The organism is Streptococcus handemini (assembly GCF_040984445.1).
Lineage (GTDB): Bacteria > Bacillota > Bacilli > Lactobacillales > Streptococcaceae > Streptococcus > Streptococcus handemini.
Window position 1 is genome coordinate 1 of the sequence record NZ_JBFRYH010000042.1, and the last position, 19,848, is coordinate 19,848.

Consider the following 19,848-nt stretch of genomic DNA (forward strand, 5'->3'; position numbering starts at 1 on the left):
GTAAACTATGTGATAAACGATTCTACCGTCCTATGTTTCGGATGCATTTGACTAACAAGGAAATCCTAGAAAAACTCTTATCATTCTCAGAGGAACTACGACTGCACTACGAACTCTATCAACTTCTTTTATTCCATTTCCAAGAGAAAAACTCAGACCATTTCTTTCACCTCATCAAACAGGAAATTGCTTCAGTTGACCCTATTTTCCAGACGGTATTTAAGACCTTTCTAAAGGATAAGGACAAGATTTTAAATGCATTGGAATGGCCTTATTCCAACGCCAAATTGGAAGCTACTAATAATCTCATCAAAGTCATCAAACGAAATGCCTTTGGCTTTAGGAACTTTGAAAACTTAAAAAAACGGATCTTGATTGCCTTAAACATCAAAAAAGAGAAGACGAATGTCGTTCTCTCTAGGTGTTAGCTTTTCATCTACCCACTACAGTTGACAATGAGACTAAATTTATAAGCACTACATGGGAAAATAGATCCAATACATCTTCTAAATTCAAGAGGATAAAAATAATGGGCATCAGAGATGGAATATCATTTTAGTTGATTTGAATTTCCCTGTGCTTGTTAAAATATGCAAAACTGATTCTTGCTCAAATTAAGAATCAGTTTGTACTTTATTTAAAAATGCAATTCATCTGGCAAGACAATCGTTTCTTGCCCTTTTTTGTCAATGACGAGTAATTTTCGTGGATAGAGTGGGTCAAAGGGAATTTGGAGATCTATGGAGATAGCTTTTTGGTAATGCTCTTGTGAAAAGGTGACGGTTATTTTGCCTTTGTTATTTGTGAGCTGAAATTGGATAATGGATTTCAAGGGGATAACGTGTTTGAGGTAGTTGTCAATGACATACCAAATGCTATCAATCACATTACCAGGTAGTGAAGTGACAGTGCTGAAGCTCGCATATCTTCTAGTAGTATTTGTAAATGCCATAATCATTCCCTTTCTTTGTAAGAAAAAAGCCTGAAGAACAGGTTTTTCTGTGTGCAACTTTAACGATTTCGTAGTTCTAAATATCGTTTGTACCAAATATTGACATAGGCTTGAGAGAAAGGTCCGCGTTTGTTGTTAATCCAGTCTACAAGGATTTTGACATTTTCTTTGAGAATAAAATCAATATCGGTTGGATACTTCATCTGTCTACGGTGTCGTTCATATTCGTCAACGTCTAACAAGCGTTTTTCTCCGTCCACAAAGACCTTCACATCAAGGTCGTAGTCGATGTATTTGAGGGCTTCGTTATCAAGAACGAAAGGGCTTGCTAGATTGCAGTAATAAGATACACCATTTTCACGAATCATGGCAATAATGTTAAACCAATATTTCTTGTGAAAATAGACAATAGCGGGTTCTCTGGTGACCCAACGTCTACCATCATTTTCGGTGACCAAGGTATGATTGTTGACCCCGATGATAGCATTTTCTGTTGTTTTTAGTACCATGGTATCGCGCCAGGTGCGGTGCAATAAGCCATCATGTTTATAACTCTGAATTGTAATAAAGTCGCCTTCTTTTGGTAATTTCACTTGGTTACCAACTTTCTACAATTTAAGTTTAATCTTAACTATTATATCATAACTTTTAAGGAATAGGAAAAATTTTTACCGGCTCTTGCTATTTGTTCGGAAATTGAGGGATCATTTGTCAGAGAAATTTGCGTAAGGCACTTTTTATTTGCTGGTAGTCGTAGCCTTTGCGCATCAGGGCTTGTGTCAGGCGTTGCTGCAATTCATAGCCGTCGTATTTGCGGCTATATTTGCGGTATTGCTTCTCAAGTTCTTTGTGAAGGAGTTCTTCTTCTAGGTCTTCATCGGATGTTAATTCGAGAGAGTGAAGAGCAGCCTTCGCTTGTGTATAGGTAAATCCTTTTGTCATCAGCGATTGGACTAACTTATCCTGTAAGGCTTTATGAGGGAGTTTGCTGGCATATGTTTTCCAGGCTTTTTGGGCAACACGCTCTGCAATTGGGATAAAATCAATCTTTTGGAGTTCTTCTTCAATGAGAGAGAGAGGGATGCCTTTTTGAGAGAGTTTTTGTTTGAGAACTTGTGGGCCCTTGTTACCAGATAATTGGTTCTGGTAAAGAAAGGTTTCAACGTATTTTGAGTCGTTGATCCAATTGTCAGCCTCAAGATTGTCAAGAATTTTGGGGATAATACTTGGTTCAAGCTCGTATTTCTCCAAATAGCGTTGGACTTCCTTGCGGGTACGCTGTTTGAAGGAGAGATAATAGAGTGCGAGATTTTTTCCGTAGGATAACTGGGCGAAGGTCTGAATGTCTGTCAATTCTTCTAGCGTGATATCCTTGTCTTTGCTGAGCATGAAGCGAACAATGGTATCTTCTGTAATGTAGAGTTGCTTTTCCTTATCTAGTTCGAGGAGATAGAGTCGTTTTTTCTTTTCAAGTTTTGTAATTCTCATTCTTTCATTATACATGAAATTTCGGTAAAATAGTATCATGAGTATACAAGTAAAACAACGTTTTGCCCTAAAGATTAAGCGAATGGGAATCAATGGCGAAGGAATTGGTTTTTATCAGAAGACCTTGGTTTTTGTTCCTGGAGCTTTAAAGGGTGAAGAAGTCTATTGTCAGGTAACAGCTGTCAAACGAAATTTTGTCGAGGCACGCTTGCTCAAGGTCAATCGTCCTTCCAAGTTTCGGGTAGAGCCGGCTTGCCCTTTATATGAGGTGTGTGGTGGCTGTCAAATCATGCATTTGCGGTATGATCGTCAGTTGGATTTTAAAACAGATTTGCTACAACAAGCACTGAAGAAATTTCGACCAGCTGGTTTTGAAGAGTATGAGATTCGGCCTACAATTGGGATGAAAGAGCCGAAATATTACCGCGCAAAATTACAGTTTCAAACGCGTCTGACCAAAGGGAAGGTGCAGGCTGGCTTATATGCGGAGCATTCTCATCGCTTGATTGCCATTCAGGACTGTTTGGTACAAGATCAGGTGACGCAGGTTGTGATCAATCATGTGACTGTTTTGCTGACCAAGTACCGGATTCCGATTTACGATGAGCGCCGTGTGGGAGGGATTCGGACAGTTATGGTACGACGAGCTCGGGAGACTGGTCAGATTCAACTGATTTTTGTGACCTCTAGTCAGATGAATTTAACTCGATTAGTAAAGGAACTTGTAGAGGAATTTCCTGAAATTGTAACAGTAGCAGTCAATTGGCATACCAAGAAGTCCAGTGAAATTTATGGAGATAGGACAGAGATTATCTGGGGGCAGGAGGCGATTGAGGAGTCTGTATTGGACTATACGTTTGCCCTATCTCCACGTGCTTTTTATCAGCTGAATCCAGAACAGACAGAAGTGTTGTATGGGGAGGCCGTAAAGGCACTTGATATTAAAGGGCATGAACAGTTGATTGATGCTTATTGTGGTGTTGGAACGATTGGCTTTGCCTTTGCAAAAAAGGTCAAGAGCTTGAGAGGGATGGATATTATCCCAGAAGCCATTGAGGATGCAAAACGCAATGCGACAGCGCTAGGATTTGACAATACCCACTATGAAGCAGGGTTAGCTGAGGATATTATTCCGCGTTGGTATAAGGAAGGTTATCGAGCTGATGCCCTCATTGTCGATCCGCCAAGAACAGGATTAGATGAGCGATTGCTTGCGACTATTGTACGCTACCAGCCAGAAAAAATGGTCTATGTGTCTTGTAATGTATCGACCTTAGCTCGTGATTTGGTTCAGCTGGCGAAGGTCTATCAAGTAGATTATATCCAGTCAGTCGATATGTTCCCCCATACTGCACGGACCGAGTGTGTGGTAAAGTTGTCCAAACGATAGGTTAACTAGTTATTCTATAACATGGTAAAGCAGGGCTATCAGAGTTCTGTTTTTTCGTTTTTCTAGTTGCTGTTATCCAAGTTAGTAGTGAGTAGAGAGGATAAATAGCTTTTGCGAGAAGATTATATTCAATGAAATTCAAAAGTAGCCAACTTATCCGCCATTTATAACCTTAAAAATATAAATTGGTTGCATTGACAAAGTTAGGATAGTGATTGTGTCAGGTTGGAAATCCAGTAAGCCGAAGGTGTTTAAATATCGGATACTTTTACAGTAGTGGTATTATTCACAGCTCAGCAACTCTATTTAGGGCTTATTTTTTGCTACTCATCGTTGCTTTTTTTGAAATACAGTCAGTATTCTTTCAAAAAACGTCTTGATTATCGTAAAATAAGCTCTCGATTAGAATTGCTTCACTTATGAATACAGGTTCTAAGGATTCCGTTATAATTTGGTTAGGGTTCTTTTTTATACTGAAAGTGTAAAAAGATGAGGAGGTACAACATGACAATTCTTTTAGAAACGAAGGAGTTGACAAAGCAATATCACAATCAGCTAGTGCTTAATCAAGTTTCCATCCAGGTGGAAAAAGGTACTGTCTATGGTCTACTAGGCCCGAATGGTGCAGGGAAGTCAACTCTCTTAAAATTGATTACGAGGACGATTCCCAAAACTTCAGGTGAGATTCTATTTGAAAATCATTGTTTAGAGGTCAGTGATTTACGGCAGATGGGGGCGATTATTGAACATCCAGCTATTTATCCTAACCTGACTGCTTATGAAAATTTAGAAGTGTTAGCTACCTTATTGCAAATAGAAAAGGCTAGAATTAATGAGGTGTTGACGATTGTTTCTCTGAAGCAGACAGGTAAAAAATTGGTTAAGGAATTTTCTTTAGGGATGAAGCAACGGCTTGGGATTGCTATGGCCTTGTTGAATAATCCTTCTTTGTTGATTTTGGATGAGCCGACAAATGGTCTAGACCCTCTTGGCATTCAGGAGCTAAGAGAATTAATTCGTAGACTTTCGAGGGAGGGAATGACCATCATCTTATCGAGCCATATTTTAAGTGAGGTCCAGCAGGTGGCAGATAAAATTGGTATTATCAATCAAGGACATATCAGTTATGAGGGAGAAAATAGTACTAGTCAAGCTGAACTAGAGGACCTATTTATGGAAATAATCAAACAGGAGGGAGTTTCACAATGATGCAATGCTTAAAAGTAGAGTGGATGAAAGAAAGAAGAGCGGCGAATGCCCAACTAATCTATCTTGTACCCATTGTTTTTGTCGTTTTCAATATGCTCATGGTCAGTCTTATGGGGGAAAGTCCAGATGGGAAAAGTTATCTAATGGCTACATCTTTTAATTGGTATCCTGTTCTCGTTTTACCGATTGTGTTGAGTCTTTTAGTGGTCAATATCACTGGGAAAGAAAAAACAGAGCATATTGGTCTGTACCGTAGGCAAAATGTGAGTATAATGAGGCTATTACTATCTAAGCAATTGGTGGTCATTGCTGAACTCCTACTGATTTTTGTTTTATCCTCCCTTGCAGTTTATGCCATTGGAAGACTCGTATTTCATGAGGTTATTCCTCTGAGTATGCTTGTGTTAGCAACGCTGTGTCTCTTTATAGGGAGTTTACCAATTGTTGCCCTATCATTTTTGTTAATGAAAGTGACCTACAAAAAGATACCGGTTATTCTCATCAATTTTATCTGTACCTTTCCAGCTGCGCTGATTGCACCGACTAGCAAATGGCTTTTCTTTCCTTGGTGCTACAACCTGAGGCTATTAAGCCCAGTGGTTGGTATACATCCAAATGGAACCTTTCTGGAAACAGGCTCTCCCTTGTTGCACGTAGATGCGACTTATCTGGGCCTGGGTCTGAGCTTACTGGTCTTTCTTTTTACTATCTTACTGACAGCAGTTATAGAAAGGAGGTTTAGTCATGCTTAGGGTGCTCCAATCGTACTGGCAGAGAACCAAGCGAACACCAGTAAGAATAGTCATCTGGCTCTGCCCGTTAGTGTTTGCCCTCGTCTGTATTGCCTATATGTCTAGTTCACCAGCTATCAAAGGCTATGAAGTCACTGGTTTCTTTGTGGGGTATGCCATTGTTGCTTCTTTTTCGCTTAGCTTTTTTGTCCCGATGTTATACGAAATTGATCAACAAGCAGGTCTCTATGCCAATGAGTTGCGCTCCGGCATCTCTAGGCTCACACTCTTTCTAACCCGTTTTTTATTTATCGTCTTGCTACTAGCTATGATTGAATTATTAGCAGTGCTTCCTTTTCTTATGTTCTTACTGCTTGCAGGAATCACTCCACATATAGTTGATTTTCTACGTATGCTAGCGCTGTGTCTTGTTACTCTAATGAGCATGGTTCCTACCTACCAATTTCTAAGCTTGAAATTCCAGTATTCGGGCAGTATCGGACTGGGAGCTCTCTTTACCTTGGCAAGTCTATTACTTGGGACAACAGAGTTAGGACAGAATATTTGGTATTTCTTTCCATTTGTTTATCCGATTAAGTTGGTATTTGGCTATGCGAAGCAGGAACTTAGGTTAGAAGAGTTGATGCTGTTTGGCATTTTTTCCATCTTTTTTATGTTCAGTAGCCTTTACCTAGTTTATTTTTGGTATAATAAATGGGATGGCATGAGCAAATTGGAGGAATAAAATGAAGCTACTAATCATAGATGACGATGTGGATTTGCTGAAGTTATTAAGACAGGCCTTTGAAAAAGAATATCAGGTGGAGACCCTTGATGATGTTCGAAAACTTGAGCCTAATCAATTAAATAGATATGACTTGATGATTCTAGATGTGATGATGCCTGGTATGAGTGGTTTTGACTTTTTAGAAAGATACCGTTCGCTTATTGATGTCCCAGTTGTTTTATTAACGGCAAAAGATTTTGAACAAGACAAGGTTAAGGGCTTTGCCCTTGGAGCGGATGATTATGTGACCAAACCATTTTCTCTGACAGAAATTAGAGCAAGAGTTGCAGCGCATTTGCGGCGGGAACGACGAGAAAAGCATACAAGATTGATTGATTACCCAGTATCTTGTGATTTGCTCTCGAGACGAATCTATGTAGACAATCTTGAAATCCCTTTAACCAGTAGTGAATATGAAATCTGCAAATTACTGTTGAACAATAAATCACAGGTATTTTCCAAGGAGAGAATCTATACAAGTATCTATGGATATGATGCAAGTGGCGATAGCACAACGACTATTACAGAGAGGATAAAGTTGATTCGTAGTAAATTTGAAGAAGGGCAAATCAATCCAATTAAAACAGTTTGGGGAGTGGGCTACCAATGGGAAATACAAAGAGTTTGACGTATTTAATCAGCAAGCATACTATCCTAGAATTGCTGTATACTCTGTTGGTCATCATGTCTGCTTATCTCAGCCTGAATTTTCTCATCAATAGGGGTTGGGTCTATCCCGCTAATTATGCAGATGTAGTCTCAAGTACGATTGAAACAGCCTTTCAAGCTCCTGATTGGACACCGACTGAAGTCCCTTTTTATTATGACATACTATACGTAGAGGATGGAAAAGTCCTTAAAAATACCATAGAGAAACGATTTGATGATCAGGTTATCAAGGCTAGAAAAGACGGTCAGGCTATAGGAGGTGAGATCATTGGTACCCGCGTTTTTAAGTTCTATCAAATAGATAAGAAAGAGCTGGTTCTCAGCTATACGATTAGTGTCATACCAACTTCTGAAAAAGTGTATCGATTATGCAAGAATTTTGAATCCTTGTATCTGACGGCTTTTTTTGTTGTGTGGTTACTGGGATTTATCTGTATGATTATCCACTTTTCAGGCATTTTAAAAAAGGAAATTTGGAAGATTTCCGAAGATAATGCCCATATCAAGAATATGGAGTTAGACTATGACCGCTCTTTTTCTCAGTATGAAGAAATCGATGGAGTGTTACAGTCGCTAGAGATTCTGTCTCGTGATTTAAAGGAGACCTTGAAGACGCAATGGGATATGCAGATACGCCAAAAAGAGATGATTGAAGCTGTTACCCATGATATTCGCACTCCGATTACTTTGATTAGAGGGAATATCGAGCTACTGCAGGAAGACTACCCAGACCTTTCTAGTGAGCGTGTATCTGATATTGGTAATGGCGTGGAGCGCTTAGAAAGTTATATTGAAAAGTTGAGACATTTTTCCTATTTGATTGAAGGTAAGAAGGAAGCGGTGCGTGCAGAAGTTTTAGATTATTGGATTGCTATCCTATCTAGTATGTGCCGTGCCAATGGTTTTGAATTGCAGATTGCTCACAGAGAGGAGAGTCTCGTTCGATTGGATAAGGAGGCAATCGCGGTTGCTTTACAAAATCTCCTAACCAATGCAATGGAACATTCAGCCAAGGGAAGTCGCATTTCGGTTTTCTTTTGTGATAAAGGAAATGAGTTTTCCATTCTAGTCAGAGACGAAGGAAGTGGATTTGATCGAGCACTATTGCCTGTTTTGACTGAAAAATTTATTTCCAGTAAGACCAAAGAGGTGGCTAGTAAACACGGTTTGGGCCTATCCATTGTTAACAAGATTGTCACAGCAAATAATGGCGAGCTATATTTGAGTAATTGTGTGGAAGCATCTGGAGGTGCAGAAGTGAAAATGGTATTTCAAAAAGAAATGAAAGATTAGTTTTTTAGGGAGCCATTACCTGTTGGGCTCTCTTTTTGATTTACCTGTCTTTCAGATTTCATTTATTAAGTCGTTATTCTTGCGTATCTAAACACTAATGCTACTGTTAAATTAAAATCGCAAGACAGTAAATATAAAACGTTTTTTATGCGGATCGCTTACATGAAAATTTCAAATATGGTAGAATAACATGTTCATAAAATTGAAGGCTAATAAGTGAAGGAGATAACGGTGCCTAAAAATTTTAGAACCTGTATTCATAAGCTCTTGAATAGAGTTGCTGAGCTGTGGATACAGGCTCTTAAAGAAGCGTTTGTGTTTACTATGTTAATGTGCCGTTTCATGGTATTTGGCATGAGCTGTTGGAATTTATTTTTAATAAAGATTGGCAAAAAATTCTAACCATTTCAGGGACAATGGCTCCTTGTATGGTGAGTATGATGTCTTATATGGTTTGATTGTAAATGGAATTCTCAGTAGCTTTGTGACTTATCGAGCAGCTTGGTTGAACAATGCTTTGATAGCTTTCACGTTAAATTTTTTGGTGGTAGGACCGCTTGCACGCTTATCATTCAGACAAGTGATGTTTCTTGTTCCTTCACGACCAGAGGGAGCCTAAAAAAGTTTTTTAAAACAGGGGCTCTTTTTATCTTGCATTTACTAGGAAAATGACCTATACTTAAGATGGTTATGACCAATAAAGGAGAAGATTATATGGCTGAGATGTCTGGAACAAAGCCTCTGTACCTTCAACTTGTTGAAATACTTGAAGCGAAAATTCGTGAGACGATGGAGGCAAATGAGAAACTACTTTCTGAGAGAGAATTGACTCATGTCTATGGCGTCAGTCGCATTACTGTTCGGTTAGCCTTGCAGGAGTTAGAAAAAAGAGGATTGGTATATAAGGTCCATGGCAAAGGAACCTTTGTATCAGAAGTAAGTACCCCGGCAGTTGACCTATCTACGGCTTACAGCTTTACAGATCAGATGCGCCGTATCGGTCGTGTTCCGAAAACGCAGATTTTATCGTTTCAGAAGATTCAGGCGACAGATTACTTGGTCCAGCGATTGCAAGTGGCCTTAGGCGATCCTGTTTTTGAATTGGAGCGTCTGCGGTTGGCGGACGGTATTCCGATGATGCTGGAGCGGACATATGTCCCAGCTTTGATTTTTGACTCTTTATCGGAAGAGGAATTGCAGACCAGACCATTGTATGAAATTTTTGCAGAAGATTTTGGGCAAGTCATTCGCCTTGCGGAAGAGGAGTTTTATGCTAGTATAGCCTTGGAAAACGAGGCAAACTTACTTGATATTCAAAATGGGGATGCAGTTCTGCATTTGATTCGTAAGACCTATAATGACAAAAATCGTGTGATTGAGTATACGTTCAGTATTGCGCGTGCTGACCAATTTCGTTATAAGATTAGCCATATGCGTGGAGAATAAACATTAAAAGGGAGCCGAAAAGGCTCCTTTTAATGTTTATTGGCAACAATCTCAAATTTAAAGAATTTCCAATGCTTGTAGGTTTCGATATATTCCAGTACTTCGTTACTTCCATTTCTTTTGGTTGTCCGAATTTGAAGAATAGTTGGCTCATTGGCTTGGAGTTTTAGGTGATTCGCAACTTCCACAGGAGTTGGGAAAGCAACCTCGTTCGTTTCGGAGTATAATTCTTCTGACATGTGAAGATTAAAGTCTAATTTGAAGCGTTGATAGATCGATTGAAAATGCTTCAGGTCAGCTTCTGGATCTTGAATGTAGCGAGTTGGGATGTAGGACTGGTGATAGATATAGGGAACACTGTCGGCAGAACGTACTCGGATAATTTTGTAGTAATAATCGTTTTTATCAAGATGTAATTTTTCTAAGATGCGTGGATCGTTCCCTTTTTCGCAAGAGAGTACGGACACGCTATCTTGTTCAAGAGGAAAGACTTCTACGTCGGAAAATTCGACAAGTTTCCCCTTTCGAGAGCGAGAGACAAAGGTGCCTTTTCCTTGCTGTCGGACGAGATAGCCGTCTTTTACTAGTTCAGTGACAGCACGGATAACTGTGATAGAACTAACGTTATAGAGTTTGGTTAATTCTGTTTCAGTATAGAATTTATCTCCATTTTCAAATTTTCCTGAGATGATTTGCTGGCGTAAGTCATTTTGCACTTGTTGATACTTAGGGATTTTCATGTAGCTTCCTTTCTATTATGATTGCTCTATTTATTATACTAAATTTTTTTGAAAAAAGAAACTTTTTTCAAAAAAACAACTGGACATAACCACACATTTGTGTTAATATATTGATAAAGATAAGAAAACGGTTACAAGGAGGAAGTTGTGGATACTTTTCAAATTCGAGAAGACTTTTATCTAAATGATCGACCGTTTAAGATTTTATCTGGAGCGATTCATTACTTTCGGGTACATCCTGATGATTGGTATCATTCCCTATACAATTTGAAAGCACTTGGTTTTAATACAGTTGAAACTTACGTTCCATGGAATTTGCATGAACCACAAAAAGGGGCTTTCACTACAGAGGGAATAGTTGACATTGAGCGCTTTTTAACCATTGCACAGGAACTAGGTCTATATGCCATTGTTCGCCCATCACCTTACATTTGTGCAGAATGGGAGTGGGGTGGTTTACCGGCCTGGCTATTAGCAGAGCAGGTGCGTGTGCGTTCGAGTGATCCAGCTTATTTGCGGCATGTGGAAGATTATTATGCTTTCTTATTGCCGATACTGGCTAAGCACCAATTATCAGAAGGTGGCAACATCTTGATGTTCCAAGTGGAAAATGAATATGGGTCTTATGGAGAAGAAAAAGCCTACCTAAGAGCAATTGCTGACTTGATGAGGAAGTACGGCTTAACAGCACCTTTCTTCACCTCAGATGGTCCATGGCGAGCAACTTTGCGAGCTGGAACGCTCATTGAAGATGACATATTGGTGACTGGCAATTTTGGTTCTAAGGCAGCTGAGAATTTTGACCAGTTACAATCCTTCTTTGATGAACACGGTAAAAAATGGCCGCTCATGTGTATGGAATTTTGGGATGGCTGGTTCAATCGTTGGGGTGACGAGATCATTCGTAGAGATCCAGATGAGCTAGCAGTAGCCGTCATGAAGACGATTGAACGAGGCAGTATCAATCTATATATGTTTCATGGGGGAACCAACTTTGGCTTTATGAATGGCTGTTCAGCGCGTGGGCAGATTGATTTACCACAAGTAACTTCTTACGATTACGATGCGATTTTAGATGAGGCAGGCAATCCGACTAAGAAGTTTTATAAACTACAAGAGCTGATGAAAAAAAGCTATCCGCAACTTGATTATGCAGAGCCGTTGGTCAAGGAAGCCAAGGCTTACCAAACGGCATCCTTAAATGATAAGGTGAGCTTGTTTTCAGCACTTGAAAATGTAAGCGATTGCCAAGAAGCCTTCTATCCCAAGTCAATGGAAGAGCTAGGTCAGAATGTGGGCTATACGTGTTACCGCACGCGGATTGAGAAAGATAAATTAGAAGCCGAACGCTTGAGAATTATTGATGCGAGGGATCGCGTTCAAGTATTTCTAGCAGGAGAGAAAGTTGCGACCCAATATCAGGAAGAAGTTGGTGATGACATCTTCTTGGAGCAAGTAGCAAAAGAGACAGACTTGGTGATTTTAGTCGAAAATATGGGTCGTGTGAATTATGGTCATAAATTGACAGCACCGACGCAACGAAAAGGGCTAGGTCGTGGGGTCATGGCAGATTTACACTTTATTGGCCAGTGGGAGATGTACCCACTACCACTAGATAGGGTTCAGGAGTTAGATTTTACCAAAGCATGGCAAGAAAATCAGCCGGCCTTCTATCGCTATCATATCAATGTGGAGCATGCTCAGGATACCTATCTTGACATGACTGGTTTTGGAAAAGGTGTTGTCTTTGTAAATCAACAAAATATAGGTCGTTTCTGGGAGCGGGGACCAATCCTTTCCCTCTATATACCAAAAGGATACTTAAAGAAAGGAGAAAATGAAATCATTGTCTTTGAAACAGAAGGCACGTATAGAGAGAATCTTCGTTTCTCGTCAGAACCTATCTATAAAGATGTATTATAAAACGTAAAAGGAGAGTACACTATGGCAATTATAGGAGTTCGTATTGATGGTCGATTGATCCACGGACAGGTAGCCAATCTTTGGACTACAAAATTAAATATTTCACGGATCATGGTAGTAGACAATGATGTTGTCAACAATGACATTGAAAAATCTGGTTTGAAATTAGCTTGCCCACCAGGTGTGAAATTGTCTGTTTTACCAGTTGAAAAAGCGGCAGCAAACATTTTAGCAGGGAAATATGATTCCCAACGCCTCTTTATCGTTGCAAAACGTCCAGCTCCAATTTTGGGCTTGGTCGAACAGGGAGTGACAATTCCAGAATTGAATGTTGGAAATATGTCTCAATCACCTGAAACGCGTTCTGTCACTCGTTCGGTAAACGTTGTGGATGAAGATATTCAGGCATTTGATGCATTACATGCAAAAGGCGTGAATTTGATTCACCAAATGGTTCCAGGTGATACTGCCAAAGACTTCTTACCATTGCTTGCAAAGGTGAGATAAGATTATTCGGTTACATTTGTCTTGTTTCCATCTAAGAAATCAGACGTGAAACAATTATAAAAATTTTTAGGAGGTTACATCATGATTCAATGGTGGCAAATTCTTTTACTTACCTTGTACTCAGCTTATCAAATCTGTGATGAGTTGACCATCGTATCATCTGCCGGCTCACCAATGTTTGCGGGCTTTATCACAGGACTTGTAATGGGAGATTTGAAAACAGGTCTGTGGATTGGTTCAGCTTTGCAATTGGTGGTACTTGGTGTCGGTACCTTTGGTGGTGCTTCTCGTATCGACGCAACGTCTGGTGCGGTGTTGGCAACTGCCTTCTCAGTAGCGCAAGGAATTGACGCTGAAATTGCGATTTCAACAATCGGGGTCCCAGTAGCGGGTCTTTTGACTTATGCAGATATCCTTGGTCGTTTCACAACTACTTACTTTGCTCACCGTGTGGATGCTGCGATTGAACGCTTTGATTATAAAGCGATCGAACGGAACTATCTCTTAGGTGCGATTCCTTGGGCAGCTTCTCGTGCCGTTCCTGTCTTTCTTGCTCTTGCCTTTGGTGGCGCTCTTGTTGAAACCATGGTTACAACAATTGAATTACCTCAATACAAATGGATTGCGGCAGGTTTGACTCTTGCAGCTCGTATGCTTCCAGGTCTTGGATTTGCAATCTTGCTTCACTATCTTCCACTTAAACGTAACCTTCACTACCTCGCAGCAGGTTTTGGTATCACAGCAATGTTAACTGTTCTTTATGGAAACGTAGCATCATTGGGTGGTGCTGTTGCAGGTGTTGTTGAAGGCTTTAATGGAAACTTCAAAGGTTTGTCTATGATTGGTATTGCGATTATCGGTATCTTGTTGGCAGTGCTCCACTATCAAAATGCACGTCGTACCGTAGTTGCGCCTACCACATCAACTGTAGAAAGTGGGGAAATTGAAGATGATGAAATCTAATTATAAACTGACAAAAGAAGATTTTAATCAAATTAACAAACGTAGTTTATTTACTTACCAATTAGGTTGGAACTATGAGCGGATGCAGGCTTCAGGTTACCTATACATGCTCTTGCCTCAACTTCGTAAAATGTACGGAGATGGTACGCCTGAATTGCAAGAAATGATGCGTTTGCATACTCAGTTCTTTAATACTTCACCATTCTTCCATACGATTATTGCAGGTTTTGACCTTGCCTTGGAAGAAGAACAAGGTATCGCAGCAAAAGATGCGGTTAATGGTATCAAGACAGGTCTCATGGGACCATTTGCGCCACTTGGTGACTCTATCTTTGGTTCACTTGTTCCAGCTATTATGGGTACGATTGCAGCGTCAATGGCAGCAGGTGGGAACATTGTTGGTGTCGTTGGTATTGCCCTTTGGGTAGGAGCAGCGGTTGTATATGATATCTTCCGTTGGAAACAGTTGGAATTTGCCTACAAAGAAGGTGTGAAATTGGTAACCACCATGCGTGATACCTTGAATGCTCTCGTTGATGCAGCTTCTGTTCTTGGGGTATTCATGATGGGTGCTTTGATTGCAACGATGATTAACGTTGAAGTAACAGCGCCATTCCATGTTGGTGAAAAGATGATTGATGTGCAAGACTTGCTCAACCTCATCTTCCCACGCTTGTTACCAGCTATCATTACAGGTGCTATCTTCTGGTTACTTGGCCGTAAAGGTATGACGTCTACAAAAGCAATCTTGCTGATTATTGTAGCAGCACTTGCAATGTCTGCATTTGGTTACTTTGTATTCGGAATGGGAGTATAAATTAGAAACTTAGGTGTGATATGTCAAAACAGTTGATACTCGTTAGTCATGGACAGTTTTGTGAGGGATTGAAGCAAAGTACAGAGATGATTATGGGTCCTCAGGACAACATTCATACAGTATCATTGCTCCCTGCAGAAGGGCCGGAAGAATTTCAAGCCAAATTTTTAGATACGATTCAAGGATTGGATGATTTTGTAGTCTTTGCTGACTTGTTGGGTGGCACACCTTGTAATGTGGTCAGCAAGCTCATCTTAGAAGGTCGCGAAGTTGATCTTTATGCGGGAATGAATATGCCAATGGTCATTCGTTTTATCAATGATGCCCTTCTTGGTACGACATCTCGTTATGATGAAAGCACATCAGAATACGTCCAATATGTGAATGATGTATTAAAAGGCATGTTAGATGACGACGATGATGAATAGTCTTTAAGTATCCAAAGGGTGACCCGTAATGAATCGGGTCCTCTTTGATTTTCATTCTATTTTAACCGAATTATAGTATAATGAAAGAAGAGATTCCATGATAGAAGTAAAGGAGCAATGATGATCGAAATTGGTTCATTTGGAAGTGAAAGGGCAAGGAAGTATCGTCTGGTCAACAAAGCTGGGATGCAGGTGACCTTGACGAATTTTGGAGCACGAATCGTGGAGATTTTGCTCCCTGTTGAAGAAGATGGCGGATTGCGTAATATCACCCTATCAGCTTCTTCAGATGAGGAATACCTGGCTAAGGATGCTTATCCTGGAGCCAGTATTGTGCCTGTCGCAGGACGCATTTCAAATGCACAAGCAGAAATTAAAGGCAAGGTGTATACTTTTACGGCAAATGAACCAGGTCGAACCTTGCACAGTGGTGTGAATACCGCAAATGAGCAGTATTGGGATGTAGAGCTAGATGAAGCAGCTAATTCTGTTTGTTTTTCAATTGAGCTGGCTGATGGATTCAATGGCTTTCCTGGGAATGTGCGAATCAAGGCTTGCTATTGCTTGACAGAAGATAATGCGCTTGAGATTACCTATACAGCCCAATCAGATAAGGATACGATTTTTAATCCGACCAACCATGTTTATTTCAATCTAACAGGCGATGTTACTCAAGATATTGCAGACCACCAAGTGCGGATTGCAGCTGAAACTTATGCGCCACTTGGAGAGGATAATCTACCTCTTGGAAGATTAGAGCCTGTTGATGGAACGCCGTTTGATTTCCGAAAAGGGGGTACATTTGCTCAAGGTTTCACCTTGGAACACCCGCAAAATCAATTGGTCAAAGGCTATGATCATCCTTGGGTCTTGGATCAGGTGGCAGAACCAGTTGAAGTGGTCAGTCCAGATAAGCGCGTGCGCTTGACCGTTGCAACTAATCAGCCTGCGGTGGTGATTTATACCTATAATTTCCCAAGTGAGGATATGGCAGCCTTTCACGGTGCTTTTAGCTTGGAATGCCAAGGGCTACCCAATGCTTGTAATTTAGCTGATTTTGGCTCGATTTTACTGGAGAAAGGGCAGCACTTTCAGCATGAGACAGTTTATAGATTTGCATGGTAAATCTTTAATGAAAAGAGACTGAGACAAAAGTGTCCAGCCTCGCTTCTTTTATAGATTGAACAGTTTGATGCAGTAGTTATCGCTGGGTTCAATGCTCCAGTGGGGCATTGAAGAGGATGAAAAGTTGTGCACAACTTATCCAAAACGTTGATAGTTCAACGTTCTACAAACTGCGTCAACCTTGCGGATATTGACAGTCAGGGGAGTGACTGTCAATACCCGAGCATAAAAATTGGAAAGCGAAGACGACACAATCGATTTCTACGAAATAACGATTTTTATCTCACTTCCTTTAATCTTAAACAGCTTTCCTAGAGAAAGCGTTTTTTACTGTAAAACTTCTCTATTTTCTCCCCTTTCCCTTGGGAATATGCTATAATGAGAAAAAATAAATGAAGGTGGAAACATGAATACGATTGATCTTTCCATTCCTGTGGCTCAAGTCATTGAAGAACACCCAGAGGTACTTGAGATTTTAGTGGAACTTGGTTTTACTCCGCTAGCCAATCCTTTGATGCGTCAGACACTTGGAAAAACGGTGTCACTTAAGCAAGGGGCTAAGATGAAAGGGATTGACTTGGAGCGGATTCAGTCAACCTTAGAGTGGAATGGCTATGATGTCATTGGAGGGCACGCATGACAGATGAACGCATTCATATCTTAAAGGATATCTTGTTGGATTTGCACCGTGGGGCTAATCCAGATAGCGTACAGGAGCGGTTTAATCAGACCTTTGCAGGGGTCTCAGCCATTGAGATTTCGCTGATGGAGCATGAGTTGATGAACTCGGATTCAGGAGTGACCTTTGAAGATGTCATGGCCCTTTGTGATGCCCATGCTAACTTGTTTAAGCAGGCAGTCCAGAATGTCGAGGTAGCAGATGCTGATCAGGCAGGTCACCCAGTGCGTGTGTTTAGGGATGAGAATTTAGCCCTACGGGCTGCCCTCATTCGGATTCGCCGTTTGTTAGAGAGTTATGAGCAGGCAGAAGATTCGACCGTTCGCAAGGAAATTATCAAAGGCTTGCAGCGCCAACTAGCTTTGTTAGGGCAGTTTGACAGCCATTATCGACGTAAGGAAGAACTGTTTTTTCCCTTGATGGAAAAATATGGTCATGATTCCCCACCCAAGGTTATGTGGGGAGTAGATGACCAAATTCGGGACTTATTTGCGATTGTCCAAACGAATAGTCAGCAATTAGAAGAGCAAGGAATCACAATCTTACAAGAGAGTTTTGAAGCTTTTGCAGTCGAATTTGAAAGTATGATTTTCAAGGAAGAATCGATTTTGCTGATGATTCTGCTCGAATGCTTTACGCAAGATGATTGGTTAAAAATTGCAGGAGAAAGCGATACCTTCGGTTATGCGATTATTCGTCCCAAGGAGAAATGGACACCAGAACGACAGACCTTCACCTCAGAGGTAGAAGAAAAAGCAGAAGAAACTGTTTCAGAAGCCGCAGGAACTGGTCAGGTGATTCATCACACAATTGATACGCCTGATGGAGAATTAAGCATTTCCTTTACGCCTAAAAAGCAATCAGAACAAGAAACACAGGCCTTTGGCAATGGCTATTTGTCTGTTGAACAGGCGAACTTGATATTGAATCATTTGCCTATGGAAATCACCTTCGTGAACAAGGATGACATTTTCCAGTATTATAATGATGCGGTGCCGAGCGAGGAGATGATTTTCAAACGCACGCCAAGTCAGGTTGGCCGGCATGTAGAATTGTGTCATCCGCCTAAATTATTGCCAAAAGTACGAGCGATTTTTACCGCCTTGCGTGAGGGACGTAAGGACAAATTTGAAATGTGGTTCAACTCTGAATCTCGTGGGCAATTTGTTCATGTGACCTACAAAGCTGTGCGTGATGCTACGGGTGAATTTCAAGGAGTCTTGGAATATGTTCAAGATATTGCGCCATATCGGGCAATTGAAACAGATGTGTATAGGGAGATTGACGAATGAGTTATGAACAGGAGTTTCTAAAAGAATTCGAGGCTTGGGTCAATACTCAAGTAATGATCAATGAAATGGCCATGGAAGAAAGTCGTCGCGTCTTGGAAGAAGACAAGGATGAGCGTGCAGCGGATGCCTATATTCGCTATGAAAGCAAGGTAGATGCCTATCGCTTTATTCAGGGAAAATTCGCCAACTATGCTGCAGGAAAAGGGTTCCATGATTTACCAGATGAATTGTTTGGCAAGCGAAGCTATTAAGGATAGGATACAAGGAGATTAGGAGAAAAAATGGCAAAGAAAAAAGTAAACCGTAAAAAACAATTAAAACGCGAATGGACAAAATTGAAAAAAGCTGGTCGTGAGCGTTTGGAACAGGTCGTTGATGTAGCTGAAACAGTAGTTGATAAGGCTGTTGAGCAAGTTAAGGAAGCCGTTGCAGAAATCAAGGAGCAGGCAGCAACAAGTCTAGAGGATTTCCAAGCGCTGCCAGAACTTGAAGGTATTGCAGGTAGTCGTCTGGAGACATTTTACCAAGCAGGCATCAAGAGTATAGCTGATTTTGCAGCATGGACAGAAAAAGATTTGCTTGCCTTAAAAGGAATCGGTGCAGCAACCATTAAGCAATTGAAAGAAAAAGGCATTGCGCTAAAGGATTAAGACTGGTTTGAAGTAAGAAAGGGACAAATATGAGTTGGCTTGCAGAGTTGATTGGTGAGTTGTTGATAGGGGTAATATTGGATTGGGAAGCAAAAGAATTTCGTTCCCCTAAAAGTCTCGTCCTCTATGCAATCTGTCGGAATCTCTTTCATCTTGCTTTAATTGCTCTTTTTGTTACTCTGATTTGGTATACAACCTATCAAGGGGGCTGGGTCAACTATTTCTTTGCTCTGATTTGCTTGATCGTACTGCTTTTTCAGATAGGATCTTTTTATTCGTGGAATAAACAGGCAATCAAGCATTGGCAGAGCACGACAAACGCATGAAGAAAGTTTCGTTTTCAGATAACAGTTTCATAAACTAAGTTCGAATCCTTTGCTATACTAGAGATAGTGGAGGATTTTGTTATGAATGAGATACTGGATTTCTTGATAGGTGTCCGTGATGATAGAGAATCCTGGAAAATTAAGCACACATTGTCAGATATTGTCTTGCTTATTTTCTTTGCGCGTCTATCAGGTGCAGAATATTGGGATGAAATTGAGGAGTTTGGGACTGCCTATGAGTCTTCCTTGCGAACCGTGTTGGAGTTAGAAAATGGGATTCCGTCTCACGATACGCTGCAACGAGTCTTTGCGACTCTAGATCCTCAAGTTCTAGTAGAAGTGACACAGATGTGGTCTGCTCTTCTTGAAGAGGCAGAGGTATCAGCTAAACATTTTACTCGTTTTTCGAAACGCCTGATAGCCATTGACGGAA

Annotated in this window: 24 protein-coding genes; 20 read left to right on the plus strand and 4 right to left on the minus strand. The window is 40.6% G+C overall.

Annotation, left to right across the window (positions count from 1 at the left end; translation table 11 throughout):
- A partial coding sequence (locus ABPH35_RS07250) for a transposase (protein WP_368849686.1) occupies window positions 1–428 on the plus strand: 428 nt, incomplete at its 5' end.
- A 209-nt stretch (window positions 429–637) separates the two neighbouring features.
- On the opposite strand, the gene ABPH35_RS07255 is transcribed toward ABPH35_RS07250, so the two are convergent.
- From ABPH35_RS07255 to recX, 3 genes are all read right to left on the minus strand, one after another.
- Complete coding sequence (locus tag ABPH35_RS07255) at window positions 638–952, minus strand: DUF960 domain-containing protein (protein ID WP_349989085.1); 315 nt, start codon at window positions 950–952, stop codon at window positions 638–640.
- 59 nt (window positions 953–1,011) lie between these two features.
- On the minus strand, window positions 1,012–1,545 hold the full coding sequence (gene ntdP / locus ABPH35_RS07260) for a nucleoside tri-diphosphate phosphatase (protein WP_349989084.1): 534 nt from the start codon (window positions 1,543–1,545) through the stop codon (window positions 1,012–1,014).
- A gap of 118 nt (window positions 1,546–1,663) precedes the next feature.
- Entirely contained in the window at window positions 1,664–2,440 is a 777-nt protein-coding gene (gene recX, locus ABPH35_RS07265) for a recombination regulator RecX (protein ID WP_368849687.1), read from the minus strand.
- Window positions 2,441–2,477: 37 nt separating this feature from the next.
- On the opposite strand from recX, the gene rlmD reads away from it, so the two are divergent.
- The 7 genes from rlmD to ABPH35_RS07300 all read left to right on the plus strand — a co-directional run bounded on the left by rlmD (window position 2,478) and on the right by ABPH35_RS07300 (window position 9,965).
- A complete protein-coding gene (gene rlmD / locus ABPH35_RS07270) occupies window positions 2,478–3,830 on the plus strand; it encodes a 23S rRNA (uracil(1939)-C(5))-methyltransferase RlmD (protein WP_349989082.1) in 1,353 nt (450 codons plus the stop codon).
- Between the two features lie 504 nt (window positions 3,831–4,334).
- The gene (locus ABPH35_RS07275) at window positions 4,335–5,039 is read left to right on the plus strand and encodes a lantibiotic protection ABC transporter ATP-binding subunit (protein WP_368849688.1); all 705 of its coding nucleotides are present in this window, start codon (window positions 4,335–4,337) and stop codon (window positions 5,037–5,039) included.
- The gene (locus ABPH35_RS07280; RefSeq protein WP_349989079.1) at window positions 5,036–5,791 is read left to right on the plus strand and encodes an ABC transporter permease; all 756 of its coding nucleotides are present in this window, start codon (window positions 5,036–5,038) and stop codon (window positions 5,789–5,791) included. Before ABPH35_RS07275 ends, ABPH35_RS07280 begins: the two co-directional genes overlap by 4 nt.
- On the plus strand, window positions 5,784–6,515 hold the full coding sequence (locus tag ABPH35_RS07285; protein WP_349989078.1) for an ABC-2 family transporter permease: 732 nt from the start codon (window positions 5,784–5,786) through the stop codon (window positions 6,513–6,515). The genes ABPH35_RS07280 and ABPH35_RS07285 overlap by 8 nt, the downstream gene beginning before the upstream one ends.
- 1 nt (window position 6,516) lies before the next feature.
- Window positions 6,517–7,185 (plus strand): response regulator transcription factor, encoded by a 669-nt coding sequence (locus tag ABPH35_RS07290; RefSeq protein ID WP_349989077.1) that lies wholly within the window; start codon window positions 6,517–6,519, stop codon window positions 7,183–7,185.
- Window positions 7,164–8,519, plus strand: a complete 1,356-nt coding sequence (locus ABPH35_RS07295; RefSeq protein WP_368849689.1) for an ATP-binding protein — start codon at window positions 7,164–7,166, stop codon at window positions 8,517–8,519. Before ABPH35_RS07290 ends, ABPH35_RS07295 begins: the two co-directional genes overlap by 22 nt.
- Before the next feature lie 723 nt (window positions 8,520–9,242).
- Window positions 9,243–9,965, plus strand: a complete 723-nt coding sequence (locus ABPH35_RS07300; protein WP_368849693.1) for a UTRA domain-containing protein — start codon at window positions 9,243–9,245, stop codon at window positions 9,963–9,965.
- Window positions 9,966–9,994: 29 nt separating this feature from the next.
- Here ABPH35_RS07300 and ABPH35_RS07305 read toward each other — a convergent pair whose 3' ends face one another.
- A complete protein-coding gene (locus ABPH35_RS07305; protein ID WP_349989074.1) occupies window positions 9,995–10,705 on the minus strand; it encodes a GntR family transcriptional regulator in 711 nt (236 codons plus the stop codon).
- Between the two features lie 147 nt (window positions 10,706–10,852).
- Here ABPH35_RS07305 and ABPH35_RS07310 point away from each other — a divergent pair, with 147 nt between their 5' ends.
- From ABPH35_RS07310 to ABPH35_RS07365, 12 genes are all read left to right on the plus strand, one after another.
- Window positions 10,853–12,628: a beta-galactosidase gene (locus ABPH35_RS07310; protein ID WP_368849690.1), complete on the plus strand. Its 1,776-nt coding sequence runs from the start codon at window positions 10,853–10,855 to the stop codon at window positions 12,626–12,628.
- A gap of 21 nt (window positions 12,629–12,649) precedes the next feature.
- Complete coding sequence (locus ABPH35_RS07315) at window positions 12,650–13,135, plus strand: PTS system mannose/fructose/N-acetylgalactosamine-transporter subunit IIB (protein ID WP_349989072.1); 486 nt, start codon at window positions 12,650–12,652, stop codon at window positions 13,133–13,135.
- An 81-nt stretch (window positions 13,136–13,216) separates the two neighbouring features.
- Window positions 13,217–14,098: a PTS mannose/fructose/sorbose/N-acetylgalactosamine transporter subunit IIC gene (locus ABPH35_RS07320; RefSeq protein WP_368849691.1), complete on the plus strand. Its 882-nt coding sequence runs from the start codon at window positions 13,217–13,219 to the stop codon at window positions 14,096–14,098.
- Window positions 14,085–14,915, plus strand: a complete 831-nt coding sequence (locus ABPH35_RS07325; RefSeq protein WP_368849692.1) for a PTS system mannose/fructose/sorbose family transporter subunit IID — start codon at window positions 14,085–14,087, stop codon at window positions 14,913–14,915. The genes ABPH35_RS07320 and ABPH35_RS07325 overlap by 14 nt, the downstream gene beginning before the upstream one ends.
- 20 nt (window positions 14,916–14,935) lie before the next feature.
- Window positions 14,936–15,343, plus strand: a complete 408-nt coding sequence (locus ABPH35_RS07330; RefSeq protein WP_349989070.1) for a PTS sugar transporter subunit IIA — start codon at window positions 14,936–14,938, stop codon at window positions 15,341–15,343.
- A gap of 120 nt (window positions 15,344–15,463) precedes the next feature.
- Complete coding sequence (locus tag ABPH35_RS07335; protein WP_349989086.1) at window positions 15,464–16,468, plus strand: aldose epimerase family protein; 1,005 nt, start codon at window positions 15,464–15,466, stop codon at window positions 16,466–16,468.
- A 406-nt stretch (window positions 16,469–16,874) separates the two neighbouring features.
- On the plus strand, window positions 16,875–17,108 hold the full coding sequence (locus ABPH35_RS07340) for a DUF1858 domain-containing protein (protein ID WP_349989069.1): 234 nt from the start codon (window positions 16,875–16,877) through the stop codon (window positions 17,106–17,108).
- On the plus strand, window positions 17,105–18,439 hold the full coding sequence (locus tag ABPH35_RS07345) for a DUF438 domain-containing protein (RefSeq protein ID WP_349989068.1): 1,335 nt from the start codon (window positions 17,105–17,107) through the stop codon (window positions 18,437–18,439). Before ABPH35_RS07340 ends, ABPH35_RS07345 begins: the two co-directional genes overlap by 4 nt.
- Window positions 18,436–18,690, plus strand: a complete 255-nt coding sequence (locus ABPH35_RS07350; RefSeq protein ID WP_067088155.1) for a DUF1912 family protein — start codon at window positions 18,436–18,438, stop codon at window positions 18,688–18,690. Before ABPH35_RS07345 ends, ABPH35_RS07350 begins: the two co-directional genes overlap by 4 nt.
- A gap of 30 nt (window positions 18,691–18,720) precedes the next feature.
- Window positions 18,721–19,089: a helix-hairpin-helix domain-containing protein gene (locus ABPH35_RS07355; protein ID WP_349989067.1), complete on the plus strand. Its 369-nt coding sequence runs from the start codon at window positions 18,721–18,723 to the stop codon at window positions 19,087–19,089.
- Between the two features lie 29 nt (window positions 19,090–19,118).
- Window positions 19,119–19,415, plus strand: a complete 297-nt coding sequence (locus ABPH35_RS07360) for a hypothetical protein (protein ID WP_349989066.1) — start codon at window positions 19,119–19,121, stop codon at window positions 19,413–19,415.
- Between the two features lie 81 nt (window positions 19,416–19,496).
- Window positions 19,497–19,848 (plus strand): transposase family protein (locus ABPH35_RS07365; protein ID WP_349988583.1); only part of this gene is annotated, 352 nt, incomplete at its 3' end.

What these genes read in the sequence shown, in the direction of transcription:
- ABPH35_RS07320 (WP_368849691.1), top strand. Translation starts at nt 13,217, where the DNA reads ATGATTCAATGGTGGCAAATTCTTTTACTTACCTTGTACTCAGCTTAT.
- ABPH35_RS07255 (WP_349989085.1), bottom strand. Translation starts at nt 952, where the DNA reads ATGGCATTTACAAATACTACTAGAAGATATGCGAGCTTCAGCACTGTC.
- ABPH35_RS07360 (WP_349989066.1), top strand. Translation starts at nt 19,119, where the DNA reads ATGAGTTGGCTTGCAGAGTTGATTGGTGAGTTGTTGATAGGGGTAATA.
- ABPH35_RS07335 (WP_349989086.1), top strand. Translation starts at nt 15,464, where the DNA reads ATGATCGAAATTGGTTCATTTGGAAGTGAAAGGGCAAGGAAGTATCGT.
- ABPH35_RS07345 (WP_349989068.1), top strand. Translation starts at nt 17,105, where the DNA reads ATGACAGATGAACGCATTCATATCTTAAAGGATATCTTGTTGGATTTG.
- ABPH35_RS07305 (WP_349989074.1), bottom strand. Translation starts at nt 10,705, where the DNA reads ATGAAAATCCCTAAGTATCAACAAGTGCAAAATGACTTACGCCAGCAA.
- rlmD (WP_349989082.1), top strand. Translation starts at nt 2,478, where the DNA reads ATGAGTATACAAGTAAAACAACGTTTTGCCCTAAAGATTAAGCGAATG.
- ABPH35_RS07285 (WP_349989078.1), top strand. Translation starts at nt 5,784, where the DNA reads ATGCTTAGGGTGCTCCAATCGTACTGGCAGAGAACCAAGCGAACACCA.
- ABPH35_RS07330 (WP_349989070.1), top strand. Translation starts at nt 14,936, where the DNA reads ATGTCAAAACAGTTGATACTCGTTAGTCATGGACAGTTTTGTGAGGGA.
- recX (WP_368849687.1), bottom strand. Translation starts at nt 2,440, where the DNA reads ATGAGAATTACAAAACTTGAAAAGAAAAAACGACTCTATCTCCTCGAA.
- ABPH35_RS07315 (WP_349989072.1), top strand. Translation starts at nt 12,650, where the DNA reads ATGGCAATTATAGGAGTTCGTATTGATGGTCGATTGATCCACGGACAG.
- ABPH35_RS07290 (WP_349989077.1), top strand. Translation starts at nt 6,517, where the DNA reads ATGAAGCTACTAATCATAGATGACGATGTGGATTTGCTGAAGTTATTA.
- ABPH35_RS07275 (WP_368849688.1), top strand. Translation starts at nt 4,335, where the DNA reads ATGACAATTCTTTTAGAAACGAAGGAGTTGACAAAGCAATATCACAAT.
- ABPH35_RS07295 (WP_368849689.1), top strand. Translation starts at nt 7,164, where the DNA reads ATGGGAAATACAAAGAGTTTGACGTATTTAATCAGCAAGCATACTATC.
- ABPH35_RS07300 (WP_368849693.1), top strand. Translation starts at nt 9,243, where the DNA reads ATGTCTGGAACAAAGCCTCTGTACCTTCAACTTGTTGAAATACTTGAA.
- ABPH35_RS07340 (WP_349989069.1), top strand. Translation starts at nt 16,875, where the DNA reads ATGAATACGATTGATCTTTCCATTCCTGTGGCTCAAGTCATTGAAGAA.
- ABPH35_RS07355 (WP_349989067.1), top strand. Translation starts at nt 18,721, where the DNA reads ATGGCAAAGAAAAAAGTAAACCGTAAAAAACAATTAAAACGCGAATGG.
- ABPH35_RS07280 (WP_349989079.1), top strand. Translation starts at nt 5,036, where the DNA reads ATGATGCAATGCTTAAAAGTAGAGTGGATGAAAGAAAGAAGAGCGGCG.
- ABPH35_RS07325 (WP_368849692.1), top strand. Translation starts at nt 14,085, where the DNA reads ATGATGAAATCTAATTATAAACTGACAAAAGAAGATTTTAATCAAATT.
- ABPH35_RS07350 (WP_067088155.1), top strand. Translation starts at nt 18,436, where the DNA reads ATGAGTTATGAACAGGAGTTTCTAAAAGAATTCGAGGCTTGGGTCAAT.